Source organism: Mycolicibacterium helvum (assembly GCF_010731895.1).
GTDB classification, from domain to species: Bacteria; Actinomycetota; Actinomycetes; order Mycobacteriales; family Mycobacteriaceae; genus Mycobacterium; species Mycobacterium helvum.
In genome coordinates, this window is record NZ_AP022596.1 from 2936289 (window position 1) to 2961694 (window position 25406).

Sequence of the window (25406 nt, forward strand, 5' to 3'; positions counted from 1 at the left end):
CTGGCGCGTCGTGACCTCAACCGGCCTGCGGCTCCACGACACCTACAGCGGTGCCGTGCGCGAATTCGTGCCGCTGCGCCCCGGCCACGCCTCGATCTATCTCTGCGGTGCCACGGTGCAAGGCTTGCCGCACATCGGCCATGTGCGCAGTGGCGTCGCCTTCGACGTGCTGCGCCGCTGGTTGATGGCCAAGGGGTTCGACGTCGCATTTATCCGCAACGTCACCGACATCGACGACAAGATCCTCACCAAGGCTGCGGACGCCGGCCGGCCGTGGTGGGAGTGGGCGGCGACCCATGAGCGCGAGTTCAGCGCGGCTTACGACGCACTGGGTGTACTGCCGCCTTCGGCGGAGCCCCGCGCGACCGGTCACATCACCCAGATCGTCGACTTGATCGAGCGCCTGGTGGACAACGGCCATGCCTACACCGGATCCGGCGATGTCTACTTCGACGTCCTGAGTTTCCCGGACTACGGCAAGCTTTCCGGGCACAAGATCGACGACGTACACCAGGGTGAGGGTGCAGGCACCGGCAAGAGAGACCAGCGTGACTTCACCCTGTGGAAAGGCGCCAAGCCCGGCGAGCCGTCCTGGCCAACGCCGTGGGGGCGCGGCCGGCCGGGATGGCACTCCGAATGTGTGGCGATGGCCCACGAGTACCTCGGTGCCGATTTCGACATTCACTGCGGTGGAATGGATTTGGTGTTCCCGCACCATGAGAACGAGATCGCCCAGGCGCGTGCCGCCGGTGACGGCTTTGCCCAGTACTGGCTGCACAATGGCTGGGTCACCATGGGTGGCGAGAAGATGAGCAAGTCTCTGGGCAATGTTCTGTCGATACCAGCGGTGCTGCAACGGGTTCGGCCCGCCGAGTTGCGCTATTACCTGGGCAGCGCGCATTACCGGTCGATGCTGGAATTCTCCGAGAACGCCCTGCAGGATGCGGTGAAGGCCTACACCGGGATCGAGGAATTCCTGCACCGGGTGCGCACTCGGGTCGGAGCTGTGCTGCCGAGCACCTGGACCGAGAAGTTCGCCGCCGCACTCGACGACGACCTGGCCGTGCCGGCCGCACTGGCCGAGGTGCACGCGGCGCGCGCCGACGGCAACCGGGCACTGGAGTCGGGTGACCACGAGACGGCGCTGGCCAAGGCCGGCGAGATCCGTTCCATGATGGGCATTCTCGGCTGCGATCCGCTCGACGAGCGCTGGCAGACCCGCGACGAGACGTCGGCGGCACTGGGTGCCGTGGACGTGCTGGTGCGTGCGGAGCTGAACCGCCGCGACGGGGCTCGCCAGACTCGAGACTGGGCTCTGGCGGACGAGATCCGTGACCGGCTCAAGGAAGCCGGCGTCGAGGTCACCGATACCTCCGACGGACCACAATGGGCGCTACGCGACGAAAGCAGCAAGTAAATGGCTGGAAACTCCAAGCGCCGTGGTGCAATCCGCAAGGAAGGCACCAAGAAGGGCCCGACAGTCGGCTCCGGTGGCCAACGCAGGCGAGGCGTGGAAGGCCGCGGCGCCACCCCGCCGGCCCACATGCGGACCAACCATCCGGCGGCCCGACGCGCCGCCTTGGCCGCCAAGCACGCGCGTAAACCCAGCAAGCCCACCGACGAGACCGAGATGGTCCTCGGTCGTAACCCCGTGCTGGAGTGCCTGCGCGCGCACGCCCCGGCCAACGCGTTGTACGTGGTGCTGGGTGCCGAGGCCGACGAGCGGATGACCGAGTCGGTCACGCTGGCCGCTGACCGCGGCATCGCGATCCTCGAAGTACCGCGCAGTGACCTGGACCGATTGAGCGCCAACGGTTTACACCAGGGCATCGCCCTGCAGGTGCCGCCATACGACTACGCCCATCCCGATGATCTGCTGGCCTCTGCCACGTCCGATATCGAGCCGGCGTTGCTGGTCGCGTTGGACAACATCTCCGACCCGCGCAATCTGGGCGCGATCATCCGGTCGGTGGCGGCCTTTGCCGGCCACGGTGTACTGATCCCGCAGCGGCGCTCGGCGTCGGTGACGGCCGTGGCGTGGCGCACCAGTGCCGGCGCGGCTGCCCGTGTTCGGGTAGCACGCGCGACCAACCTGAATCGCACGCTCAAGGAATGGGCCGACGCTGGTCTGCAGATCGTCGGACTCGACGCCGAAGGTGATACCACGATCGACGAGTTCGACGCGTCCGGGCCGCTGGTGGTCGTCGTCGGCTCGGAGGGCAAGGGGCTCTCGCGGCTGGTGCGGCAGAATTGCGATGCGGTGCTGTCGATTCCGATGGCTGGACCCACCGAATCGTTGAATGCGTCGGTGGCTGCCGGCGTCGTGCTGGCTGAAGTCGCCCGCCAGCGCCGGCACTGATCACGCCGGCTATACGCCGATCAGCTCGACCCCGGCCCATAACGCGACTACGGCAACCACCAGGCAGGCGGGAACCGTCAGCGCACCCAGCCAGGTGAATTCGCGCGCGCTGGTCGGCTCACCCTGCCCAAGCAGCACTCGGCGCCACAACAAATTGGACAGTGACCCGACGTAGGTCAGGTTCGGCCCGATGTTGACCCCGATCAGCACCGCAAGTACCGCGGCCGGCCCGGAGCCGGCGACCAGCGGAAGCAGCACCAGCACGGCGGGCAGATTGTTGACGAGGTTGGACAACAGTGCGGCCACCGCCGCGATGCCGAGCAGGGCGGCCAGCCCGCCGCCGGCGGGCAAGACGTCCGCGGCGGCGTGGTCGAGGCCGTTGACCATCACCGCCTTGACGACTACGGCCAGCGCCAATACGAAGAGCAGAAACGGCAGGTGCAGCGAGCGGGTGATCACGCCAATTGTGCTGCGCCGCCGGACCAATGACCGCACGCCGAGCACCACCGCACCGGCCAGCGCTGCCCACGCAGGTGACAATCCGAGGAACGATGTCACCGCGAACCCGACCAGCGTCAGCCCAAGCACGACGAGAACGAACACCGGCCGTTCCGCCGCCGGGGGCGGGGTTTCGGCCCGCACGTCGGTGAGGTCGCGCCGAAACACCAGTCGCAGCACCAGGTATTCGACCGCGACCGCGGCCACCCACGGTGCGGCCATCAACACGCTGAACCGGGTGAACGACAGCCCGGCGGCGCTGAACGCCAGAAGATTGGTCAGGTTGGACACCGGCAGCAGCAACGAGGCGGAGTTGGACAGGTGCGCGGTGGCGTACAGATGCGGGCGGGCCGGCACCCGCATCGTCCGCGCGGTGGCCAGTACCACCGGGGTCAGCAGCACGACCGTCGCGTCCAGACTCAGGATCGCCGTCGTCGCGGCCGCGATCAGGAACACCTGACCGAGTAAGCGGCGCGGTTTACCGTTGCTGCCCCGGGCCATCCATGTGCCCGCCGCCTGGAACAGTCCCTCGTCGTCGCAGAGGCGGGCCAGCACCAGCACCGCGGCCAGGAACCCGACCACCGGAAGCATCCGGGTCACTTCGGCAATCGCGTCAGCGTTGGACACCGCACCGACGCCGACGACCACGGCGGCCGCCGGAACGGCGATCACCGCCTCCGACCAGCCCGCTGGCCGGACGACCGCGGAGACCAGCACGACCGCCAATGCGACCAGAGCGACGATTAGCACGAGGCGATCAGATCCACGGGTCGGCGCGTTGCCACACCGTCGGCAGGTGCAGGCCGACCCCGTCGCGCTCGCCCAGCCTCGACAACACGCGCATCGACACGTCGAGGTCGTCGCCCGCATACGGCAGCGCAACCATCGGTTCGGTGAGCGGGCGGAAGAAGTCGTCCCAGTGGATGAGCACCACCTGGCGCGCGCCGACGGCGGCCACCGTCTGCTCCCAGTAGTGCTCGATGTAGTCCTGCGGCTGTACACCGAGCTGACCGATGCCGAGGTAGACGATGTCGGCCCGGCTGCCATCGAGGGCGCCGGGCAGGAAGCCCGCACTGCCCTGGATCAACAGCCGGCGATCACTGGGGGTGTGCTGGATCAGCGTCGACCATGCCTCACCACAGCGGAATGCCGAGGCCTTCACCGGGGGGACGACCGGTGCGGTGATCGAGCCGGGGAAGCGGTCAGGCGGGCAGTGGTGCGATTCGATCAGCGTCACGCCGAACGGCCCCAGCGTCAGCTCCTCACCCGAGGTTACGACGACGATCTGGTCAGACGAAAGTCCTTGGCCGCGAGCGATGTTGGCAGCCGACTCGCCGCCGATCAGCCGCGCTCCGGTGCGGGCGGCGACAAGCGGAGAGTCCATGGCGTGGTCGTAATGGGTGTGCACCGGTAGCACCGCGGCGAGCCGGTTGATCTTGGCCCGGTTCAGGCAGTAGTCGATGCGCGATTCCGACGGGGTCAACCGCCGCAGCCCGACGTCGAGCAGTGTGGGGCGGGAGAAGAAGCCGTCGGTCAGCAGCGCCGAGGTGCCGTCGTCGACCAGCAGTGTCGATACTCCGAGCCAGGTGATCGACAGTGCAGTGTCCTGGTCGGCGTCGGGCAGATCGAAATGGTTGCGGTAGTTGGCGATATCGGGTCTGCCGAATTTGAGCCGCATCAGGCGAATGCCGTCAGTTCGATGCCGTCTCGCAGCAAGCGGTCGCGGACCGCTGTGGCGATCTCCACCGCGCCCGGCGAATCTCCGTGTACACAAATCGATTCCACTCGAACGTCAATGCTCGATCCGTCGACCGCCGGTACCTGTCCGCTCTGCACCATCCGGCCCACCCGCTCGGCGATCTGCTCGGGGTCGCGCAGCACGGCTCCTGCTTCGTGGCGGGGCACCAGCGTCCCGTCCGGGCGATAGGCGCGGTCGGCGAACGCCTCGGCGACGGTGCGTAATCCCAGTCGTTGGGCTTCTTCGAAGAACACCGAACCGGCCAGGTTCAGCACCGGCAGACCGGGGTCGACGGCATGCACCGCCTCAGCGACCGCGCGGGCTTGCTCGCGGTGGGTGACGACAGTGTTGTACAGCGCGCCATGGGGTTTGACGTAGCCGACGTCGGATCCGGCGACGCGGGCCAGGGCCTGTAGCGCACCGATCTGGTAGATCACCTCGGCGGTCAACTCGGCCGGCGCGACATCGATGAAGCGGCGGCCGAACCCGGCGAGGTCGCGGTAGCTCACCTGAGCGCCGATGCGCACACCGCGCTCGGCGGCGGCTCGGGAGGTGCGTGCCAGGCCAGCGGGATCTCCGGCGTGGAATCCGCAGGCCAGGTTGGCGCTGGTCACGATGTCGAGCATGGCGGTGTCGTCACCGAGTTCCCACACCCCGAAGCCTTCGCCCAGGTCTGCGTTCAAGTCGACTGACGGCACGCGTCCAGCCTAGGCGAGTCGACCGATGCCGCCGAGGGACGAGGCGGAGGAGGAGCGAGCGGTCCAGCCTAGGCGAGTCGACCGATGCCGCCGAGGGACGAGGCGGAGGAGGAGCGAGCGGTCCAGCCTAGGCGGCGGCGGGGTCGTGGTGGCGGCGGCTGACGGCCCAACACACCAGATAGATCACGAACGAGATCGTCGTGACGAACACCGACACCGGCACCCCGGGTGCCAGTGAGAGCACGATGCCGAGCACCGCGGACAACTCGGCGAAGACCACCGACGCCGCGATCACCGCGACCGGTGAACTGAACACCCGGGCCGCCGCGGCGGCCGGGGTGATGAGCAGCGACATCACCAGCAGCGCCCCCACGATCTGTACGCCCTGTGCGGCCACCACGCCGACCAGCGCCGCGAACACGATGCCCAGCGCCCGCACCGGAACCCCGCGCGCGGCGGCCACTTCCGGGTCGGCGGTGGCGAACAGCAGCGGCCGATAACTGACGGCCAGGACGCCGGTCACCAGCACCGTCACCGCCACCAGCAGCGCCAGTCCCGAATAGCCGACGCCGACGATCTGACCGGTCAGCAGGGCGAAGCTGGTGCCGGCGCGGCCCGGATACAGGTGGATGAACAGCACGGCCAAGCCCAGCCCAAATGCCAGCACGACGCCGATCGCCGAATCACGTTCCCGGGCCCGCTGGCCCAGGATGCCGAACAGGACCGCGGCCAGCGCGCTGCCGACCAGCCCGCCGAGCCCGACGTTGAACCCGGCCAGCAGGGCGAACGCCGCGCCGGTCAGCGACAACTCGCTGGAGCCGTGGACGGCGAACGACATCTGACGCATCACGATGAACGGCCCGATCAGCCCGGCCACCAGGGCCAGTAGTGCGGCCGCGATCAGGGCCTGCTGCACGAACCCCCGCCCCAGCAGATCGGCGGTGATGTCGAAGGCGAACAGATGATCCAGCAGGTGGGCGAATCGGTCATTCATGGGTGTGTCCATAGGGGTGGCCGGAGTGGTCGAGGTGCTCGCCGACCACCACGTAGCGATCGCCGACCTGCACCACCTGGATGTCGGCCTGGTAGAGCTCCGACAGGGTCTCCGAGGTCATCACCTCAGCGACGGTGCCGATCCGGAATCGCCCGTTGACCAGGTAGAGCACCCGGTCGACGTATGGCACCACCGGATTGATCTCGTGCGTCACGAACATCACCGCCGTGCCTGCTTGGCGGCGCCGGTCGATCAGCTGGGCGACCAACCGGGCGCTGGCCGGATCGAGGTTGAGCAGCGGTTCGTCGCACAGCAGCAACGACGGATCGCTGGCCAGTGCCTGGGCGATGCGCAGGCGCTGCAACTCGCCGCCCGACATCACGCCGATCGGGACTTTGGCCAGCTTGGTTGCCCGCACCTGAGCCAGCGCCCGCTCGACGATCTCGCGGCGGCGATTCCGCTCTTTTCGGGTCAGCGGCGCGATGCCCCAGTGATGGCCATCCACGCCGAGGCGCACGAGGTCGCGGCCGCGCAGGCTCAGCCCCCGGTCGACCGATCGATGCTGGGGCACGTAGCCGATACGCTCGCTGCCCGCCTCGATCGGGCGGCCCTCGATGGTGGCGGTGCCCGCACTCAGCGGCAGCTGCCCGAGCAGCACCTTGAACAGGGACGTTTTACCGGTTCCGTTGGGGCCGAGGATGGCGATGAACTCACCGGGGGCCACCTTCAGGTCGAGGTGGTCCCACAGGACCCGGTCCCCGAAGGCGAGCCGGGCACTCGACAAACACACGATCTCGTCGGCACCCACAAGCAGTGATTATCGGTTCTGCTGGAGTGCGACGGTCAACCGGTCGGCGGTATCGCGCTGCCAGGCCAGATAGTCCTCGCCCTCGGGCAGTGTCTCGGTGACGCCGACGACCGGGATTCCGGCGCTCTGGGCGGCCGCCTGGACCTGCTTGGTCACTTCGGTGACGGTCTGTTCGTTGAAGACCACCGCGGCGACTTGCCGGGCCTTGATGAGGTCCAGCATCGCGGCCACGTCGACGGGGGCGGGGTCGGTGTCCTGTTCGGCGGCGCTGGCGAACCCCGCCGGTGTCTTGTCTGTCAGACCGGCTGCCACCAGCAGGTAGTGGGCGACGGGCTCGGTGGCAACCACGGCGGCGCCAGGATGGCTGGTGCGGATGGCCTTCTCGGTCTGGGCGATGGCGTCGGCGTTGCGATTGAACGTCTCGGCGTTCGTGTGGAAGTCCGCGGCGTGTGCAGGGTCGTCCTGGGCCAGTTTGTCGGCGATCTTGGCGGCCACGGCCTTAGCGGTGTCCAGGTCGTAGAAGACGTGTTCATTGGCCGGCTGCGATTCGCCGGGGGGCGCCTGCAGCAGGGAGTAGGCGTCGACCGAGGCCACCCCTTGGTGGCTGGCCAGGACGTCGTCGACCCAATGGTCGTAACCACCGCCGTTGAAGACGACCAGCGACGCGTCGGCGATGGCCGCCGCGTTCGCGGGGCTGGCTTCGAAGGAGTGCGGGTCGGCTGAGGCGCTGGTGATGATTGAGGTCACCTTGGCGTGGTCACCGGCGACGGCTTGCGCGACGCTGCCCCAGACGTCGGTGGAGGCCACCACGGTCGGGGTTTGGCCTTGTGTACCCCCGGGCGACTTGTCGCCACCGCAGGCGGTGAGTCCCGCCGTCAGCGCCAGCACCGACACACCGATGACCGTCCGGATCGCAGCAGTACGCACGATCTCTCCTCTTCAACTCAGGTGACCTAATACAAATGAAAACCGTTTCCAATAACTCTATGTCATCAGTACCCGTCGAACGCAAGTCGATGCGCTAGCCTCACGTTGCATGTCCCGAAGTCCCGCGCCGCGGCGGCGGGCGACCCTGGCCTCATTGGCCGCCGAGCTCAAGGTTTCGCGGACCACGATCTCGAACGCCTACAACCGCCCGGATCAGTTGTCGGCCGATTTGCGAGAGCGGGTGCTCGCCACCGCCAAGCGGCTGGGGTACGCCGGCCCCGATCCGGTGGCCCGCTCACTGCGCACGCGCAGGGCCGGTGCGGTCGGGTTGGTGATCACCGAGCCGTTGACGTACGCGTTCAGTGATCCGGCAGCGCTGAATTTCGTTGCCGGACTTGCTGAGTCGTGCGAGGAAGTCGGCCAGGGCCTGCTATTGGTGGCGGCCGGACCGGACCGGAGCTTGTCGGACGGAACGAATGCGGTGCTGGGTGCGGGAGTCGACGGATTCGTGGTGTATGCCGCGTCTGACGATGACCCCTACCTGCAAACCGTGCTGCAGCGCCATGTACCGATCGTCGTGGTCGACCAGCCCGAGGATGTGCCGGGTGCGTCCCGGGTATGCATCGACGACCGCGCTGCCACAAGGGAACTCGCTGATTACGTCATCGGTCTGGGGCACCACGAGATCGGCCTGCTGACCATGCGTCTGGGGACCGAACGGCGCGTGGGCGATCAGACAGCCGGCGTGGTGACCGCAGAACGTCTGCAAAGTTCTAACTTTCACGCACAGAGCGAGCGGATCGCCGGCGTGCGGGACGCGATGACCGGTGCCGGGCTGGATCCGGAAACCCTGACGATCGTCGAGAGTTATGAGCACCGACCTGCCTCCGGCGGGGTGGCCGCTGAGTTGGCTCTGCAGACCAATCCGCGGATCACCGCATTGATGTGCACCGCCGACGTGCTGGCCATCTCGGCGATGGATTACCTACGAGCACATGGTATTTATGTGCCAGGCCAGATGACGGTCACGGGGTTCGACGGGATTCCCGAGGCGCTGAGCCGGGGCTTGACGACGGTGTCGCAACCCAGCCTGGAGAAAGGGAAGCGCGCCGGTCGGCTGCTGCACAGCCCACCGCGCGATGGCCTGCCGGTCATCGACGTGCTGCCCACCGAACTGGTGCGCGGGCGCACGGCAGGCCCGCCGGCCTAACCCCGTCTGGCGTGCAGTAGAACCCGCAGCGCGGTGGCAACGTCGTCGGGGGAGTCGACGCGGTAGCGCGCGAGGGTCTGACCCGGCCCGACCTTCACGCCGATATCGGTATCGGTCAGCCGGGCGAACGCCTTCTCGTCGGTGACGTCGTCGCCGAAGAACACCACCGCGCTGGCGTCGCTCGATTGGCGTAGCTGTTCCAACGCCTCGCCCTTGTCGGTGTCGATGACCGCGAATTCGCGGACCGCCTTGCCTTCGGTGACGTGAATATCCCAGTCCCGCACCGCATTCAGTGCATCATCGAGCGCCTGCTTGGCGTGCTCAGGGGCCGCGTTGCGGACGTGGAATGCCACACTGACCGGTTTGATCTCGACTGTCGCGCCCGGATATCGCGCGGTCAGTGCGGTCATCGTCTGCTCGAGCTCCGCCAGCAGTGCCTTGGCCTGTTCGTCGATCGCCTCAAGGAAGCCGGCGTCGAACTCCGAGCCGTGGCTGCCGACCAGGTGCACGTCGGCAGGTGCGCCGGACAGCACCCGCAGATCGCGCAGCGCCCGCCCTGAGATCAGCGCCGCACTGGTCGACGGCAACGTCGCGAGCGCGGCCAAAGCCTCGGCGGCGGCCGGAATCGGCCTGGCGTCGGCCGGGACGGACACGATCGGCGCGATGGTGCCGTCGAAGTCGGAGGCCACCAGCAGTCGCGGGACGCGGGTGACGTCGGTCAGCGCGCGGTGCAGATCCTCACCGAAGCCAGGCACGGGGTCCTAGGACTCGCCTTCGTCGCCGATCAGCAGGCGCACCGCAAGATCGAGTCGTTTGCTGACGTCGGTCGCTGAGGCCCTCCGGGTAAGCCAGGCCAGCAGGTTGGACAGCCACACATCGGAGATGACGCGGGCGATGTGGTACTGGTCTTCGGTCGGCTCGCCGTCGCTCATGGCCCGGGCGAACATGCTGTCGATGATCTTCTCGACGTGATCAACCTCACCAGCCGCCGAGGCGTCGGCGAACACGTAGGCCCGGGTCATCGCCTCGGTCAGCAGCGGGTTGCGCTGCATCGCCCGGTTCAGCTTGCTGACCATGAAGTTCAGCCGCTGGAACGGCGATCCGCCGGCAACCACCGACCGGTCGGTCTTGGAATCGATGCGTTCGAACTCCCGCGCCAGGGCCGAGACCAGCAGGTGCACCTTCGACGGGAAATAGCGGTACAGGGTGCCGACTGCCACGTCAGCACGGTCGGCCACCGCGCGCATCTGCACGGCCTCGTACCCCCCCTTGGAGGCGATGGCCATGGTGGCGTCGAGGATGCGCTTGCGGCGCTCGCGCTGGGCTTCTGAGCCGAGTTCTGATTCGGCGAGAACTGACACCGGCAGCACCTCGCGTGGCTGCGAACCCGCCCCACCGGCCGACGATTTCTGCGCTGGCGATGACATGGGCTCGGTCAGCTCCTTCCAAGGGCCGTTTCTGGAGGAAACGATACGCATGGATAGATTGCGTCGCGTATCTCTGCGTCCCCCGGACAGCCGCGTGTCCTGCTGCGATGCTGGTCGACTTGACTGTTGATCGCTTGCACTATTAGAACACGTTCTAGTGGGCCTACGAGATTTTCAGCGGCCTCTCTTTGTGAAACCTAGGAGCCGACGTTGTCTGCGACCATCACCGACGAACAGTTTGCCGCCCGGGAGTTGGTCCGCAGCTGGGCCGCATCGTCTGGCGCCCTTGCCGCGGTGCGCGACGTCGAACACGGCACGCCGGACGCCTGGCGTCCGGTTTATCGCGGCCTGGCCGAGCTGGGACTCTTCGGTGTCGCGGTGGCCGAGGACGCCGGCGGGGCCGGGGGGTCCGTGCAGGACCTGTGCGCCATGGTCGAGGAGGCGGCGCGGGCGCTGATCCCGGGGCCGGTTGCGACGACGGCGGTGGCGACACTGCTGGTCACCGATCCCGAGCTGCTCGAAGCACTGGCTTCCGGCGAGGCAACGGCCGGGCTGGCGCTGGCTGCGGACCTGACGCTGGACGGCGACCGGGTGTCGGGCACCGCCCAATATGTGCTCGGCGCGGATACCTCCGGCGTGCTGCTGTTACCGCTGGGCGATGACGTCGTCGTTGTCGACGCCGCCGCCGACGGCGTCACGGTCGAGCTGCTGGCGGCCACCGACTTCTCCCGCCCGTTGGCGACGGTGAGGCTGAACGCCGTCCCGGCTGCCACGCTTGCGGTGTCGCGACGCCGGTTCGAAGACCTGACCGCCACCGTGCTGGCCGCCGAAACCGCCGGCCTGGCCCGCTGGGCGCTGGACACCGCCGTCGAGTACGCCAAGGTGCGCGAGCAGTTCGGTAAGCCGATCGGCAGCTTCCAGGCCATCAAGCACATGTGCGCCGAGATGCTGTTGCGCTCCCAGCAGGCCGCGGTCGCCGCTGCCGATGCGGCCGTGGCCGCCTCCGCGCAGGACGCCGAGCAGCTGTCGATCGCCGCGGCCATCGCCGCTGCTATCGGTATCGAGTCGGCTCAGGTCAACGCCAAGGACTGCATCCAGGTGCTCGGCGGTATCGGCATCACCTGGGAACACGACGCCCACCTCTACCTGCGCCGCGCCTACAGCATCGGCCAGATCCTCGGTGGCCGGCCGGCGTGGCTGCGCCGCGTTGGCGCGCTGACGTTGGACGGGGTGCGCCGCGAACTGCACATCGATCTGGACTCTGTGGCGCACTTGCAGCCCGAGATCGCGGCCGCCGCTGCCGAAGTCGCCGCCCTGCCGGCCGACAAGCGTCAGCCCGCGCTGGCCGAGACCGGACTGCTGGCACCGCACTGGCCCAAACCGTACGGGCGGGAGGCCTCGCCTGCCGAGCAGCTGCTCATCGATTCCGAACTGGCCAAGGTTGATGTGCAGCGCCCCGATCTGGTGATCGGCTGGTGGGCGGTGCCGACGATCCTCGAGGGTGGCACACCCGAGCAGATCGAACGCTTCGTGCCGGCCACTCTGCGCGGCGACATCATCTGGTGCCAGCTGTTTTCCGAGCCCGGTGCCGGCTCGGATCTGGCCGCCCTGCGCACCAAAGCCGTTCGCGCCGAAGGTGGTTGGAAGCTCACCGGGCAGAAGGTGTGGACATCGGCCGCGCAGAAGGCGCACTGGGGTGTGTGCTTGGCCCGCACCGACCCCGACGCTCCTAAGCACAAGGGCATCACCTATTTCCTCATCGACATGCGCTCGCCGGGCCTGCTGGTTCGGCCGCTGCGCGAGATCACCGGCGACGAGCTGTTCAACGAGGTGTTCTTCGACGACGTCTTCGTACCCGACGACATGGTGGTCGGCACGGTCAACGACGGCTGGCGGCTGGCCCGCACCACCCTGGCCAACGAACGGGTCGCGATGGCGCAGGGCACCGCGCTGGGCAATCCGGTCGAGGAGATGCTGCGTATGGTCGCCGAGCGAGAGCTCGACACCGCGCTGGCCGACCAGATGGGCAAGCTGATCCTATCCGCGCAGGCGGGCTCGCTGCTCGATCAGCGGATCGCCCAGCTGGCCGTCGGGGGACACGACACCAGCGCAGAAGCCAGTGCGCGCAAGCTGATTGGCGTGCGCCACCGGCAGGCGCTGGCCGAGTTCCGCCAGGAGCTGTGTGAGTCGGGCGGGCTCGTCATCGATGGATTCGTGCACGACTTCCTCAACACCCGGTGCCTGACTATTGCCGGTGGTACCGAGCAGATCCTGCTCACCCTGGCGGGCGAGCGCCTGCTCGGCCTGCCGCGCTGATACTTCCCGCGAGCGTGCGGTTTTTCGTCCACAACACGCCGCCGTCGGCGGATGAGGACGCACACTCGTGCAAGGAAGCGCTGGGAGAACCGAACTACTCGTCGTAAGTGACCTCTACCGAATCGGAATTCGGCCGGGCTTGGCAGCTCAGGATCAACCCCTCGGCGATGTCGCTGGGCTCGAGGACGTCGTTGATGTCCATCTCGACCTCGCCGCTGCGTTTGACCACCGCGCATGCGCCACAGTGCCCCTCCCGGCAGGAGAACGGCACGTCGAGTCCCTTGTCGAGAAGCACGTCGAGCAGTTTGGCGCTGCGTGGCCACGACACGGTATGGGTCTGCCCGTCGAGCTCGACGACGGCGGTGGCCGGCGGCTCGTCACCGTCGTCGGTGATCTTCACCGCGGCGAACGGATCGGTGTCCAGCGAGCGGAACACCTCGATGTGTACCTGCTTGGCCGGCACCTTCAATGACTCCAACGCCTCTTCGGCAGCCTTCATGAAGGGGCCGGGTCCGCAGATGAATGCCTGGCGGTCGGTGTAGGGCGCCATCAGCTGGCTCAGTGCCGGGACACTCGGCAGGCCCTGCACCGATTCCAGCCAGTGCACAACCGCCAGTCGGTCGGGGTACTTGGCGGCCAGGTCACGCAGCGTGCTGCCGAAGATGACCGAATGCTCGTCGCGGTTGGCGTAGACCAGCGTCACCTGGCCGCTGCCCTGCGCGAGTGCCGACTTGCAGATGGCCAGCATCGGGGTGATCCCGCTGCCGGCGGCGATGAGCAGGAAGTCGGCGTCGAGAGTTTTGGGGACGAAGGTGCCTGACGGCGCCAGCACGTGGATCTTCATGCCTCGGTGCGCGTGATCGCACAGCCAATTCGAGGCGTAGCCGTCGACGGTGCGTTTGACGGTGACGGCCAGGGCGTCGTCGGTAAACGGTGAACTGCACAGCGAGTAGCAGCGGGCCACCGAGCCGGTGCGGTCGCTCGGGATGCGCAGCGTCAGGAACTGTCCGGGCGCGTAGCGCAGACGGTCGGCCGGGATGTCCGCGCCGGCGGGCACGCCGAACACCAGCGACCGCGAGTCGTCGGTCTCCTCGACAACGTCGGTCACTTCCAATTCGAGTACGTGGCTACCCAGTGGCTCGTCCGGTGGAACCTGCGTCACGTTGCTTAGCCTTCCCTCCAGCCCAACTAGAACAGGTTACAGAAATCGGTTTGCATATCGCTACCAGCCGCAGGCTCGCGCTGCTCGACACAAATCGTAACGTGTTCTAGTCTTGGTCGGAGTAACGCACTTCCGGGAGGCATGCAGTGACGTCCATTCAACAGCGTGACGCGGAGTCGGTTCTCACCGGCATCGACGAACTGCTGCCAAAGCTGCGCGAGCGCGCCCAGGCGACCGAAGACCTGCGCCGTATCCCCGACGCCACGATCGCCGAACTCGACGAGGTGGGCTTCTTCAAGCTGCTCCAGCCCGAGCAATGGGGCGGCCTGCAGAGCGACCCGACGGTGTTCTACGAGGCCGTTCGCCGGCTGGCCAGTGCCTGCGGGTCGACCGGCTGGGTGGCCGGCATCCTCGGCGTGCACAACTGGCACCTGGCGCACTTCGACCAGCAGGCCCAGGAAGACGTCTGGAGCGCGGATCCGACCGTGCGGATCTCGTCGTCCTACGCCCCGATGGGTGCCGGTGTCGTCACCGACGGTGGTTATCTGGTCAATGGCGCCTGGCACTGGTCGTCGGGATGCGACCACGCCACCTGGACGTTCGTCGGTGGCCCGGTCATCAAGGACGGCAGGCCGGTGGACTTCGGCAGCTTCCTGGTGCCGATCAGCGATTACCTCATCGAGGACGACTGGCACGTGGTGGGTCTGAAGGGCACCGGCTCCAACACCCTGGTGATGAAGGACGTGTTCGTGCCGCGGCACCGGTTCACCTCCTTCAAGGCGATGGGTGACCTGGCTTCGCCTGGGCTGCAGACCAACACCGCGCCGGTGTACAAGATGCCTTGGGGCACCATGCATCCCACCACCATCTCGACGCCGATCGTGGGAATGGCCTACGGCGCCTACGATGCTCACGTCGAGCATCAGGGCAAGCGCGTGCGTGCCGCCTACGCCGGCGAGAAGGCCAAGGACGATCCGTTCGCCAAGGTCCGCATCGCGGAGGCTTCCAGCGACATCGACGCGGCCTGGGGCCAGCTCTCGGGCAACCTGGCCGCCGAGTACGCATTGCTGTTGGCGGGCAAAGGCATTCCGCTGGAGCTGCGCGCAAAGGCCCGCCGTGACCAGGTGCGCGCCACCCAGCGCTCCATCGCGGCCGTCGACCGGCTTTTCGAGAGCGCCGGGGCCACCGCTCTTGGCACCGATACACCGCTGCAACGGTTCTGGCGTGACGCACACGCCGGCCGGGTGCATGCCGCCAACGACGCCGAGCGCGCCTACGTGATGTTCGGTAATCAGGCATTCGGGCTGCCGCTCGGCGACACGATGGTTTAACGGGCCAACCTGATGACGTCGTTTATCCAGGAAGTGGAGGCCCAGCAGGAGCTGACCTTCGCGTCCACCTCCCGCTATGCGCAGGTCCGTGACGACATGCGGCTGCACTTCCACGAGGCGGGCGTCGGCAATCCACGGACTGTGGTGCTGCTGCACGGCGGCGGGCCCGGTGCATCCAGCTGGTCGAACTTCTCACGCAACATCGGCGTACTCGCCAAGTACTTCCACGTGCTTGCCGTCGACCAGCCCGGTTACGGCCACTCGGACAAGCACGCCGAGCACGAGCAGTACAACCGTTACAGCGCAACGGCTTTGCTGAATCTATTCGATCATCTCAAGATCGAGCGCGCTGACCTGATCGGCAACTCACTTGGCGGTGGAACCGCGGTGCGGTTCGCTCTGGACAACCCCAAGCGCGCGGGCCGACTGGTGCTGATGGGCCCTGGCGGGCTGTCGGTCAACTTGTTCGCGCCCGACCCCACCGAGGGTGTCAAGCTGCTGGGCCGGTTCACCGCGGACCCGACGCGCGAGAACATGGAGAAGTTCCTGCGCATCATGGTCTACGACCAGAAGCTGATCACCGAGGAGCTGATCGAGGAGCGCTTCGCGATCGCGAGCACTCCCGAGTCGTTGGCAGCAGCTCGGGCGATGGGAAAGTCGTTCGCGGGAGCCGATTTCGAGCTCGGCATGATGTGGCGTGACGTCTACAAGCTGCGCCAGCGGGTGCTGCTGATCTGGGGCCGCGAGGATCGGGTCAACCCGCTCGACGGCGCGCTGGTGGCGGTAAAACAGATTCCGCGCGTGCAGCTGCATGTTTTCGGGCAATGTGGACATTGGGCTCAGTTGGAGAAATTCGACGAGTTCAACAAGCTCACTGTTGATTTCCTCGGAGGTGGGGCATGACGCTAAAGGCGCTCGGCTACATGCGAATCGAGGCCACCGATGTGGCGGCCTGGCGAGAGTTCGGGCTCAAGGTGCTCGGCATGGTGGAGGGTGACGGGGCTGTCCCAGGTGCGCTCTATCTACGCATGGATGAATTCGCCGCCCGCCTGGTGATCGTGCCCGGCGATCGGGACCGGCTGTTGATCTCCGGCTGGGAGGTCGCCGATGCGCCTGCGCTGCAGGGCCTGCGCGAGACGCTGGCCAAGGCGGGCGTCGACTTTGTCGAAGGCAACCGCGAGGAGAAGTCCGAGCGGCGAGTCGAGGGTCTGATTCGGTTCTCCGATCCCGCCGGCAACGTTCTCGAGGCGTTCCATGGTGCGCAGTACCTGGGCCGCCGGTTCGTCAGCCCCTACGGCCACAAGTTCGTCACCGCCGAACAGGGCCTCGGGCACGTCGTCCTCACCTGTGACGACGACGCTGCCGCACAGGCGTTCTATCAGGATGTGCTGGGCTTCCGGCTGCGCGACTCGATGAGCCTGCCCCCGCAGATTGCCGGCCGTCCGGCCGACGGCGATCCGGTCTGGCTGCGGTTCTACGGCTGCAATCCGCGTCACCACGCGCTGGCCTTCATGCCGATGCCCAACCCGACCGGCATCGTGCACCTGATGGTCGAGGTGGAGAACTCCGATGACGTCGGTCTGTGCCTGGACCGCGCTAATCGTCGCAAGGTGAAAATGTCAGCAACGCTCGGCCGGCACACCAACGACAAGATGCTGTCGTTCTACATGAAGACCCCCGGCGGCTTCGATGTCGAATTCGGTTGTGAAGGACTCGAAGTCGAAGATGACGGCTGGATCGCTCGGGAGAGCACCGCGGTCAGTCTGTGGGGCCACGACTTCTCCGTCGGGTTCAAGTAACCGATGTCCGCAGCCGAGATCGACCCTCGCACATTCCGCCATGTGCTGGGCCAGTTCTGCACCGGCATCACAATCATCACGACGGTTCACAACGACGCTCCAGTCGGATTCGCCTGTCAGTCGTTCGCTGCGCTGTCGCTCGATCCACCGTTGGTGCTGTTCTGTCCCACAAAGCTGTCGCGGTCCTGGGCGGCCATCGAGGCCAGCGGACAGTTCTGCGTCAACGTCCTGCATGAGAAGCAGCAGGATGTATCCGCTCGGTTCGGATCGAGGGAGCCAGACAAGTTCGCCGGAATCGATTGGAGCCCAAGTGCGCTCGGCTCACCGGTGATCGACGGCACACTGGCTCACATCGACTGCACGGTGCATTCGGTGCATGACGGCGGCGACCACTTCGTGGTGTTCGGTGCGGTGCACTCGCTGTCGGAGGTGCCGAAGAAGAAGCCACGGCCGCTGCTGTTCTATCGCGGCGAGTACACCGGCATCGAGCCGGACAAGAACACCCCGGCGCAGTGGCGTGACGACCTCGACGCCTTCCTCACCGCCACGACTTCTGACACCTGGCTGTAGTTCTCAGGCCTGCTCGCCAACGAACTCGAGGATCGCCGCAGCCACCTCGCGGTGCACGGTCTCGTTGAGGATGTCGTGATGCGCGCCGGGGAATTCCAGTAACCGCAGCGCGTCGATCTGCTCGGCGTAGGCCCGCAGCGCGCTCACCGGGGCGATGGGGTCGAGTTCGCCGTGGATGGCCAGCGTCGGCACCGTCAGCTTCGGCAGCTCGTTGCCGAAGCGGTCCCACGCCCGATCGAGCTCACGCGCCAGCGGCACGCTGTCGGCCTCGACGAACGCCAGGGGATCGTTCTCCATGGCGTCGAGGTAGAACGGATCGTCGGACAGCCAGTGCGGGTCGAGGTCGAGTGAAGTATCGGTGTCGAGCAGTTCGGGCACCGGGACCACCGGCGCGCCGGAGATGACCCCGGCGCGATAGCGCTGCGGCTGGTCGAGGAGCCGGAACAACGTCACCACCGCCCCGTACGAATGTCCCTGTGCAATAAGGGGAATCCCCGGTGTTGCTTCCTCGGCCAACGCGGTGAGACGCTCGGCGAGCGCGGAGCTGTCTTCGATCCTGCCGAAGTCTCCGCGCGCGCCGGGGGAGAGGCCGTGACCGAACTGATCGACGGCCCACAGATCGACCCCGGCGGCATTGAGGGCGAAACCCAGCCGGTGGTAGACGCCGGTGTGTTCACCGAACCCGTGCAGGAAGATGACGGCGGCACGGGGCTCCAGTGCGGCCCAGTGCCGGTAGTAGGCGCGGCCAAGCTCATGGTCGATGAAAGGCATGGCATGAGCCCACCAGCTGCGACGGCCACGCGCAATATTTACGCTCAGCGCGACAGCCAGGGCCCGAGCCGTCGCAGCGCGTCGTCGATATCGCTGGACGGTCCGGCGAACGACAGCCGCACGAACGACCCGCCGCGGTCGGGGTCGAAGTCGATACCGGGCGCGATCGCCAATCCGGTATCGGCCAGAAGCTTTTCGCAGAACGTCAACGAGTCCGAGGTGAAGTCCGAGACATCGGCGTAGACGTAGAACGCCCCGTCGGTGGGCGCCAGGCGGGTGACCCCGATCTGGCGCAGACCGGCCAGCAGCGTCTCCCGGTTGGCCGCGTAGTGCTGCAGGTGGCCTTCGGCCTCGGCTATCGCTTCGGGTGTGAACGCCGCCACACCCGCGAACTGCGGGAGCACCGGTGGGCAGATGGTGAAGTTTCCGGTCAGACAGTCCACCGCGCGCCGCAGTTCCCTTGGCACCAGCAGCCAGCCCAGCCGCCAACCTGTCATCGCGAAGTACTTCGAAAAACTATTCGCCACAACGGTATTGCGTGAGGTTTGCCAGGCGCACGAGGTTTCCGGCGCGCCCGGGTAGACCAGCCCGTGATACACCTCGTCGCTGATCAGCCGGGCCCCGGTCGCATCGCACCAGGATGCGATCGCGGCGAGTTCTTCCGGTGGGATCACCGTGCCGGTGGGGTTGGCCGGGCTCGCCACGATCACGCCCTGTACCGGTGGATCGAGTTCGGCCAGCATCTGCACCGTCGGCTGAAAGCGGGTTTCGGGCCCGCAGGGGATCTCCACGACCTCACAACCCAGCGCGGACAGGATGTTGCGGTAGCAGGGATAGCCGGGGCTGGCGATGGCGACCCGGTCACCGGCGTCGAAGCAGGCCAGGAACGCCAGCAGGAAGCCGCCCGAGGAACCGGTGGTCACCACCACGTCGTCGGCGCTGACATCCAGACCGTAGCGGCCGGCGTAGGACCCGGCGATCGCCTCCCGCAGCTCGGGGATGCCGAGCGCGACGGTGTACCCGAGCTGATTGGCTTCCAGCGCCGACGCCGCGGCCGCGCGCACCGGTTCGGGGGCGCCGACACTGGGCTGGCCCGCCGAGAGGTTGACCAGGTCGCCGTGGGTGCGCTGGCGCTCAGCGGCGGCCAGCCACACGTCCATCACATAGAACGGCGGTATCCCGGCTCGCAGCGCAACGCGATTGTTCACTCCAGTCAGGCTAGAGCACCTGCCCCGGGCGGCAGCTGATGGTACAGCCCGGGGCCGATGATCCGGACGTCCTCCAGGAACCGTCGCGCGGAGATATACGCCTCCGCGATCAGATCGGTGGTGTGGGTGAAATCGAGCGGCGAGACCAGTTTGGGTGCCGGCCCAGGCAGATACACCACCGGCATCGTCTCGGCGACGAGGGTGGCCTCGGCCACCGCCTGCGAGCGCATGGTGACCAGCGCGGTGTAGAGCAGGATGTCAGCGAGGGTGTCGGTTGAGCCGGGCAGCTGGCCGGGAAAGAAGCAGTCGAGAACGATCAACGAGCGTGCGCCCATCTCGACGGCCTGGCGCATGGGGACATTGGCCACCACGCCGCCGTCGTACAGATGCAGGCCGTCATGGTCGACGGGCGGATAGATACCTGGGATGGCGGCGCTGGCCAGTAGCGCCGGCAGCAGCGGCCCCGCCGTATCACGTGCGGTCGTGCAGTCGCGACGTCCATGGTGACTGCCGCGAACGGCACCGTCAGATCGGCGAAATCAGTTGTGGGGCCGAGGAAGTCGACAATCATCTCGGCCAGTCCGGTGTTGGGGAACAGGTGGGTCTTGGCTCGCTGCAACAGCAGTGCCTGCGCGATGAGGTTCCCCGGGAATACCTTCGCCCTCGTCAACCGGGCCCATACGTGGGACAGCCGGTTGGCTGCTCCCAGGGGATCCGATGCCAGTACCGCCCCGTTGATCGATCCCACCGAGGTTCCTGCCACCAGGTCGGGCTGGACGTCCCGTTCGCTGAGCGCCTGCAGCATGCCGACCTGGACCGCTCCCAGGCTGCCGCCCCCGCCGAGCACATACCCGATCGGCCGTGGCAGGCCTTCGACGGTGTCGGTGTGCATACGAGCAGGCTAGAGCACCTGCGATTCGAGCTGACGGAGTTGATCGGACACCGAACCCAGCAACTGGGCGCTGCCGTGCGCCCGCTTGAAGTACAGCTGGATGTCGTGTTCCCAGGTGATCGCGATGCCGCCGTGCATTTGGATCGCCTCGCCGGCCACCTTGGTGAACGCCTCGGTGGCCGCCAGGCGTGCCAGGGCAGCCGACACCGGCGTGGGATCTGCGATCGCATCGCCGACGACGGCCCGCGCGGACTGCACCGCAACGTACAGGTCGGCCATCCGGTGCTTGAGCGCCTGGAAGCTGCCGATCGGCCGGCCGAATTGCACGCGTTCCTTGGTGTACTCGACGGTCAGTTCCAGACACCGCGCGGCGGCACCGATCTGCTCGGCCGCGAGCAGGATCGCCGCGGTATCGGCCAGTCCGGGATCGGCGCCGATCGTCGTGGTGGAGCCGGGAGTGAGCCGGGCCAGCCTGCGGGTCGGGTCCATGGCCTGCACCGACTCGGCGGTGACATCGCTCCACAAGACGAGGCGGCCGTCAGCCCCGATTCCCTCAACAGCGACCACCACGTCGGCGATATCGCCGTTCACCACATAACCGGCATCGAACACCACCGCGCCGATGGCCTCGCCCGCGGCCAGCTGTTCGAGTGCATCGGTATCGGGCTCGTCGCTGGCGAGGAGCGCCAGCTCGGCGAGTGTTGTGCCGAGCAGGGGTGTCGGGACCAGGCCGCGGCCCAGCTCCTCGAGAACTGCTGCAGCGTCGGCCAACTCGCCGCCGGCGCCACCGAGTTCTTCAGGCACCACCAGGGCGGCGACGCCGACCTGCTCGCACAGCTTCGTCCACAGCGATTCGTCGTAGCCGCGTGGTGACTCCATCGCTTCGCGCACGGCGGCCGGGGAGGCGTGCTTGTCGATCAGCGCCGCGACGGTGTCGCGCAGCATCTGCCGTTCTTCAGAGGATGTCATGCCAGCGCCTCCAGCACTCGACGTCGATGACTGGTCGGATCGCCCCACGCTGAGTGCAGTGCCTGTACCCGCAGAAGCCACAGTGAGAGATCGTGTTCGGAGGTGAACCCGATGGCGCCGTGTGTCTGCAGCGAGGCCCGCGCCGCCAGCAGTGCGGCGTCCGAGGCGGCGGCCTTGGCGGCACTGACATCCCGTGCGGTATCGGGGGATCCGTCGGCCAGCGACAGCGCCGCGCCGTAGACGAGCGGACGGGCCAGCTCCACCGCGATGTGGACGTCGGCGAGCTTGTGCTTGAGCGCCTGGTAGCTGCCGATGACGCGGCCGAATTGGCTGCGCTGCTTGGCGTATTCGACCGACATGTCCAGCATCGCCTGGCCTGCCCCGATCAGCTGGGCGGCGGTGGCCAGTGCACCGAATTCGTAGGCTCGTGCGATGTCGGCGTTGCGGGCGTCGCCGGTGGCGGTGACGTCGAACAGCCGGCGGCTGGGGTCGACGGATTCGTGCCCGTCGCCGATCTCGGCATCGCTAACTTGGCCGTCTTGCGCCAGCAGAGTCAGGCCGGCGAAGTCGGCGTTGACTGCCCGCCGCATGGCCGGCGGCAGCGCCACCGTAGCGATCAGTTCGCCGGCGGCCAACGAAGCGGACCGATCAGCCCAGTCTTCCTGGCTGGCGAGCAGAATCGGTGCCACGGCAATGGATTCGGCGACCGGGCCGGGCACATTCCAGCGGCCCAGCCGCTCGAGGGCGACCACCAGGTCGACGGGGTGGGCCTCGATGCCGTCGTACTTCTCGGGCACGGCCAGGGCGGTGACACCGAGGTCGGTCAGTGCCGACCACACCTTGCGGGCTGCAGTGGTATCGCCCTGCGCCCAGGCCCGGACGGCGCCGGGTACGTCGGCAGCGCCCAGTGCGGCGTCGATACTGGCGGCGAAGTCACGCTGCTGTTCGTCGAGTGCGAATTTCATTTCTTCGCTCCTGCGCTCGCTGAGCTTTCTCGGGGCAGCCCGAGCAACCGCTCGGCGATGATATTGCGCTGAATCTCGTTGGTGCCGGCGTAGATCGGTCCGCCGAGTGCGAAGAGCAGACCGTCGGTCCAGCCGTCGGTGAGTTCGGCATCGACGCCACGAAGCTCCAATGCAGTCTGGTGCAGGGCGACGTCGAGATCGGACCAGAACACCTTGGTCACCGACGACTCGGCGCCCAGTTCACCGCCGGCGGCTACGCGGGTCACGGTGCCGAAAGTGTGCAGCCGGTAGGCCTGGGCCTTGATCCAGGCGTCGGCCACCCGATCCGTGAACGCCGGGTCGGCGCCCCGGTCATGCCACTGCGACACCAGCCGCTCGGCGGGCGCCAGGAAGCGGGCCGGGCTGCGCAGCGACATGCCTCGCTCGTTGCTCGACGTACTCATCGCCGCGCGCCAGCCGTCGTGCACGCCGCCGATGACGTCGGTATCGGGCACAAAGACGTTGTCGAAGAAGATCTCGCCGAACCCGGTATCACCGCCGAGCTGGGCGATCGGGCGGACCGTCACACCGTCGGTCTTGAGGTCGAACATGAAGTAGGTCAAACCCTTGTGACGCTCAGCGGCCGGGTCGGACCGGAACAAGCCGAAGGCCCGGTCGCCGAACACCGCCCGTGAGCTCCAGATCTTCTGACCGTTAAGCAACCAGCCGCCGTCGGTCGCGGTCGCTGTCGACCGCAGGGAGGCAAGGTCGCTGCCGGACTCCGGCTCCGACCAGGCTTGAGCCCAGATCTCTTCGCCGCTGGCCATTTTCGGCAGGACTCGGTCGAGCTGCTCGTCGGTGCCGTGGGCGAACAACGTCGGCGCCAGCATCGAGGTGCCGTTCGCGCTGGCCCGTCCCGGCGCCCCGGCGCGGAAGTACTCCTCCTCGTAGACCACCCACTGCAGCAGGCTGGCGTCGCGGCCGCCGTACTTCTCCGGCCAGGTGATCACCGACAGGCCGGCATCGAACAGGACGCGGTCCCAGACCCGATGCTGCTGGAAGCCCTCGGCGGTGTCGTAGGACTTCGTCGGGAACGAATCCTTGTTAGCCGCAAGGAAGGTGCGCACCTCATTGCGGAACTTTTCGGTGGCGTCGTCGTAGCTGAGATCCATCAAACCATCTCTCGCAGTGTGGGTTTGACCACTTTGCCGCCGGGGTTTCGTGGCAGGGTCGCCACGAAGACCACCGAGCGCGGGGTCTTGAAATTGGCCAGGTGCTTTTTGGTGTAGTCGATGACAGCCTGTTCGTCGAGCTCGCTGCCGTCGCGGCGCACGACGAACGCCCGCCCGACTTCGCCGAGGCGTTCGTCGGGTACGCCGATCACCGCGGTGTCGGCGACTCCGTCGAGGCGGGCCAGTACCTGCTCGATCTCGGCGGGGTAGACGTTGAAACCGCCGCAGATGTACATGTCCTTGAGCCGGTCGGTGATGCGCAGATTCCCCGCCTCGTCGACGGTGCCGACATCGCCGGTGTGCAGCCAGCCGTCAGCGTCGATCGCGGCCGCGGTGGCGGCTGGGTCGTCGAGGTAGCCCAGCATGACGTTCGGCCCGCGCAACAGCACCTCTCCGGCGACCGCATCCGATGTCGCCGACCCCGCGGCTCCGGAAGGGGAGTCGATCCGCAGTTCGAAGTCGGCGATCGGGCGCCCACAGGTGGTGGCGACGGTGACGGCGTCGTCGTCGGCGCGGCACATGGTGCCGAAGCCGTTGGCTTCGGTGAGCCCATAGGCGGTGAGCACGATGTCGAAGTCGAGCTCGGCCTGCATCCGTTCGATCAGTACGACGGGCACGGTCGCCGCACCGGTCACCGCGAAGCGCAGCGAGCTCAGGTCGTAGTTCTTGCGGGCCGGGTGGTCCAGCAGCGTCTGGAAGATCGTCGGCGGGCCGGGCAGCACGGTGATGCGCTGTTCGGCGATCACCCGCATCGCCTGCTCAGGGTCGAAGGTGAGCTGGGGGATGAGGGTGGCCCCGGTCTGCAGGCAGGCCAGGATGCCGGCCTTGTAGCCGAAGTTGTGGAAGAACGGGTTGATGCACAGGTAGCGGTCAGCGCTGGTGAGCTGGCCACACTCGGCCCAGGCCGCCGGCGCCGCCAGTGACTGCCGGTGCGCGCACAACACGCCTTTGCTGCGCCCGGTCGTGCCCGAGGTGAACAGGACATCGGACGGGTCGTCGGGACGCACCGCCGTCCCGCGAGCGTCGACCTCCGACAGCTCTGCTCGCGGGCCGGCCAGGAACTCGTCCCAGGTGCCGTCGTCTTCGTCGATGGGGATGCGGATGATGTGCCGCAGCGCGGGCAGCTCGGCGCGGTCGAGGTCGGCCACCCGGTCGGCGCCGAGGAAGCGGCCCATCCCGAATAGCAGGGGCGCCTCGGTGCGGGCCAGGATGTCGGCGGCCTCGGCGGCGGTGTAGCGGGTGTTCAACGGCACCATTACGCCACCGGCGTATTGGATGGCCAGGCAGGCGATCGCCCAGTGCCAGGTGTTCGGCGACCAAATCGCGACGCGGTCGCCCGCGTTGACGCCGAGGCCGATGAGCGCCGCCGCGGCGCGGCGAACCTCGTCGCGCAGTTCGGCGAAGGTGAGGGTGCGCTCGGCGGTGACCAGGGCGTCGTGGTCGGCGAAGTCGAGTGCCATCCGGTCCAACACCGCGGGTGTGGTGCGCGACTGTGACATTCCCGGGTCGCTGCGCTCCTGCCCTCCGTACCTCGTCATCGAGACTCCTTGGGG

General features: G+C 67.4%; 24 protein-coding genes and 2 pseudogenes. 8 read left to right on the forward strand and 18 right to left on the reverse strand.

All coding sequences use genetic code 11. The annotated features are described in order from the left end of the window. Positions 1–10: 10 nt before the first annotated feature. Positions 11–1417, forward strand: a complete 1407-nt coding sequence (gene cysS, locus G6N38_RS13720) for a cysteine--tRNA ligase (protein ID WP_163748203.1) — start codon at positions 11–13, stop codon at positions 1415–1417. After that, positions 1418–2359, forward strand: a complete 942-nt coding sequence (rlmB, locus tag G6N38_RS13725) for a 23S rRNA (guanosine(2251)-2'-O)-methyltransferase RlmB (protein WP_163748206.1) — start codon at positions 1418–1420, stop codon at positions 2357–2359. It begins immediately after the preceding gene. A gap of 9 nt (positions 2360–2368) precedes the next feature. Here the strand turns inward: rlmB and G6N38_RS13730 are convergent, their stop codons facing one another. The 6 genes from G6N38_RS13730 to G6N38_RS13755 form a co-directional block, all read right to left on the reverse strand. Continuing rightward, positions 2369–3607: an SLC13 family permease gene (locus G6N38_RS13730; RefSeq protein ID WP_246227903.1), complete on the reverse strand. Its 1239-nt coding sequence runs from the start codon at positions 3605–3607 to the stop codon at positions 2369–2371. Between the two features lie 7 nt (positions 3608–3614). Then, complete coding sequence (locus G6N38_RS13735) at positions 3615–4535, reverse strand: MBL fold metallo-hydrolase (protein ID WP_163748211.1); 921 nt, start codon at positions 4533–4535, stop codon at positions 3615–3617. After that, complete coding sequence (locus G6N38_RS13740; protein WP_163748214.1) at positions 4535–5293, reverse strand: LamB/YcsF family protein; 759 nt, start codon at positions 5291–5293, stop codon at positions 4535–4537. The genes G6N38_RS13735 and G6N38_RS13740 overlap by 1 nt, the downstream gene beginning before the upstream one ends. 127 nt (positions 5294–5420) lie before the next feature. Continuing rightward, positions 5421–6287, reverse strand: coding sequence for a metal ABC transporter permease (locus tag G6N38_RS13745; protein WP_163748217.1), 867 nt, complete (start codon positions 6285–6287; stop codon positions 5421–5423). After that, on the reverse strand, positions 6280–7095 hold the full coding sequence (locus G6N38_RS13750; RefSeq protein WP_163748220.1) for a metal ABC transporter ATP-binding protein: 816 nt from the start codon (positions 7093–7095) through the stop codon (positions 6280–6282). Before G6N38_RS13750 ends, G6N38_RS13745 begins: the two co-directional genes overlap by 8 nt. Positions 7096–7104: 9 nt before the next feature. Continuing rightward, positions 7105–8022 carry a metal ABC transporter solute-binding protein, Zn/Mn family gene (locus tag G6N38_RS13755; protein ID WP_163748222.1) on the reverse strand — a complete coding sequence of 306 codons (918 nt, stop codon included), beginning with the start codon at positions 8020–8022 and terminating at the stop codon, positions 7105–7107. A 109-nt stretch (positions 8023–8131) separates the two neighbouring features. Between G6N38_RS13755 and G6N38_RS13760 the strand changes: the two genes are divergently transcribed. After that, positions 8132–9232 (forward strand): Rv3575c family transcriptional regulator, encoded by a 1101-nt coding sequence (locus G6N38_RS13760; protein WP_163748225.1) that lies wholly within the window; start codon positions 8132–8134, stop codon positions 9230–9232. Here G6N38_RS13760 and otsB read toward each other — a convergent pair. Further along, complete coding sequence (gene otsB, locus G6N38_RS13765) at positions 9229–9987, reverse strand: trehalose-phosphatase (RefSeq protein ID WP_163748243.1); 759 nt, start codon at positions 9985–9987, stop codon at positions 9229–9231. The two genes, G6N38_RS13760 and otsB, sit on opposite strands and share 4 nt — an antisense overlap. A gap of 6 nt (positions 9988–9993) precedes the next feature. Then, positions 9994–10659 carry a cholesterol catabolism transcriptional regulator KstR gene (kstR, locus tag G6N38_RS13770; RefSeq protein ID WP_163748255.1) on the reverse strand — a complete coding sequence of 222 codons (666 nt, stop codon included), beginning with the start codon at positions 10657–10659 and terminating at the stop codon, positions 9994–9996. 210 nt (positions 10660–10869) lie between these two features. Here kstR and G6N38_RS13775 point away from each other — a divergent pair, with 210 nt between their 5' ends. Further along, the gene (locus G6N38_RS13775; protein WP_163748258.1) at positions 10870–12975 is read left to right on the forward strand and encodes an acyl-CoA dehydrogenase family protein; all 2106 of its coding nucleotides are present in this window, start codon (positions 10870–10872) and stop codon (positions 12973–12975) included. A 94-nt stretch (positions 12976–13069) separates the two neighbouring features. Here the strand turns inward: G6N38_RS13775 and G6N38_RS13780 are convergent, their stop codons facing one another. After that, a complete protein-coding gene (locus tag G6N38_RS13780; RefSeq protein ID WP_163748259.1) occupies positions 13070–14137 on the reverse strand; it encodes a ferredoxin--NADP reductase in 1068 nt (355 codons plus the stop codon). A gap of 146 nt (positions 14138–14283) precedes the next feature. Here G6N38_RS13780 and hsaA point away from each other — a divergent pair, with 146 nt between their 5' ends. The 4 genes from hsaA to hsaB are packed head-to-tail and all read left to right on the forward strand — an operon-like array spanning position 14284 to position 17837. Beyond that, entirely contained in the window at positions 14284–15468 is a 1185-nt protein-coding gene (gene hsaA, locus G6N38_RS13785; protein WP_163748261.1) for a 3-hydroxy-9,10-secoandrosta-1,3,5(10)-triene-9,17-dione monooxygenase oxygenase subunit, read from the forward strand. Between the two features lie 12 nt (positions 15469–15480). Beyond that, a complete protein-coding gene (gene hsaD, locus G6N38_RS13790; protein ID WP_163748263.1) occupies positions 15481–16371 on the forward strand; it encodes a 4,5:9,10-diseco-3-hydroxy-5,9,17-trioxoandrosta-1(10),2-diene-4-oate hydrolase in 891 nt (296 codons plus the stop codon). Further along, a complete protein-coding gene (gene hsaC / locus G6N38_RS13795) occupies positions 16368–17267 on the forward strand; it encodes an iron-dependent extradiol dioxygenase HsaC (protein ID WP_163748265.1) in 900 nt (299 codons plus the stop codon). Before hsaD ends, hsaC begins: the two co-directional genes overlap by 4 nt. Before the next feature lie 3 nt (positions 17268–17270). Continuing rightward, entirely contained in the window at positions 17271–17837 is a 567-nt protein-coding gene (gene hsaB, locus G6N38_RS13800) for a 3-hydroxy-9,10-secoandrosta-1,3,5(10)-triene-9,17-dione monooxygenase reductase subunit (protein WP_163748267.1), read from the forward strand. 3 nt (positions 17838–17840) lie between these two features. On the opposite strand, the gene G6N38_RS13805 is transcribed toward hsaB, so the two are convergent. The 9 genes and pseudogenes from G6N38_RS13805 to fadD3 form a co-directional block, all read right to left on the reverse strand. Then, a complete protein-coding gene (locus G6N38_RS13805; protein WP_163748270.1) occupies positions 17841–18608 on the reverse strand; it encodes an alpha/beta fold hydrolase in 768 nt (255 codons plus the stop codon). A 44-nt stretch (positions 18609–18652) separates the two neighbouring features. Then, a complete protein-coding gene (locus G6N38_RS13810; protein WP_163748273.1) occupies positions 18653–19816 on the reverse strand; it encodes a pyridoxal phosphate-dependent aminotransferase in 1164 nt (387 codons plus the stop codon). A 5-nt stretch (positions 19817–19821) separates the two neighbouring features. Further along, entirely contained in the window at positions 19822–20169 is a 348-nt protein-coding gene (locus G6N38_RS30445) for a hypothetical protein (RefSeq protein WP_197748128.1), read from the reverse strand. Positions 20170–20217: 48 nt separating this feature from the next. Continuing rightward, positions 20218–20274: pseudogene (locus G6N38_RS31200) on the reverse strand (hypothetical protein); the annotation flags it as partial. A gap of 140 nt (positions 20275–20414) precedes the next feature. Further along, positions 20415–20708, reverse strand: a pseudogene (locus G6N38_RS31205) (patatin-like phospholipase family protein); the annotation flags it as partial. A gap of 9 nt (positions 20709–20717) precedes the next feature. After that, on the reverse strand, positions 20718–21677 hold the full coding sequence (gene ipdE2, locus G6N38_RS13820) for an acyl-CoA dehydrogenase IpdE2 (protein WP_163748276.1): 960 nt from the start codon (positions 21675–21677) through the stop codon (positions 20718–20720). Beyond that, positions 21674–22642: an acyl-CoA dehydrogenase family protein gene (locus G6N38_RS13825; protein ID WP_163748279.1), complete on the reverse strand. Its 969-nt coding sequence runs from the start codon at positions 22640–22642 to the stop codon at positions 21674–21676. Before G6N38_RS13825 ends, ipdE2 begins: the two co-directional genes overlap by 4 nt. Further along, entirely contained in the window at positions 22639–23793 is a 1155-nt protein-coding gene (locus G6N38_RS13830; protein WP_163748282.1) for an acyl-CoA dehydrogenase family protein, read from the reverse strand. The genes G6N38_RS13825 and G6N38_RS13830 overlap by 4 nt, the downstream gene beginning before the upstream one ends. Then, the gene (gene fadD3, locus G6N38_RS13835; RefSeq protein ID WP_281357908.1) at positions 23793–25391 is read right to left on the reverse strand and encodes a 3-((3aS,4S,7aS)-7a-methyl-1,5-dioxo-octahydro-1H-inden-4-yl)propanoate--CoA ligase FadD3; all 1599 of its coding nucleotides are present in this window, start codon (positions 25389–25391) and stop codon (positions 23793–23795) included. Before fadD3 ends, G6N38_RS13830 begins: the two co-directional genes overlap by 1 nt. Positions 25392–25406 lie beyond the last annotated feature (15 nt).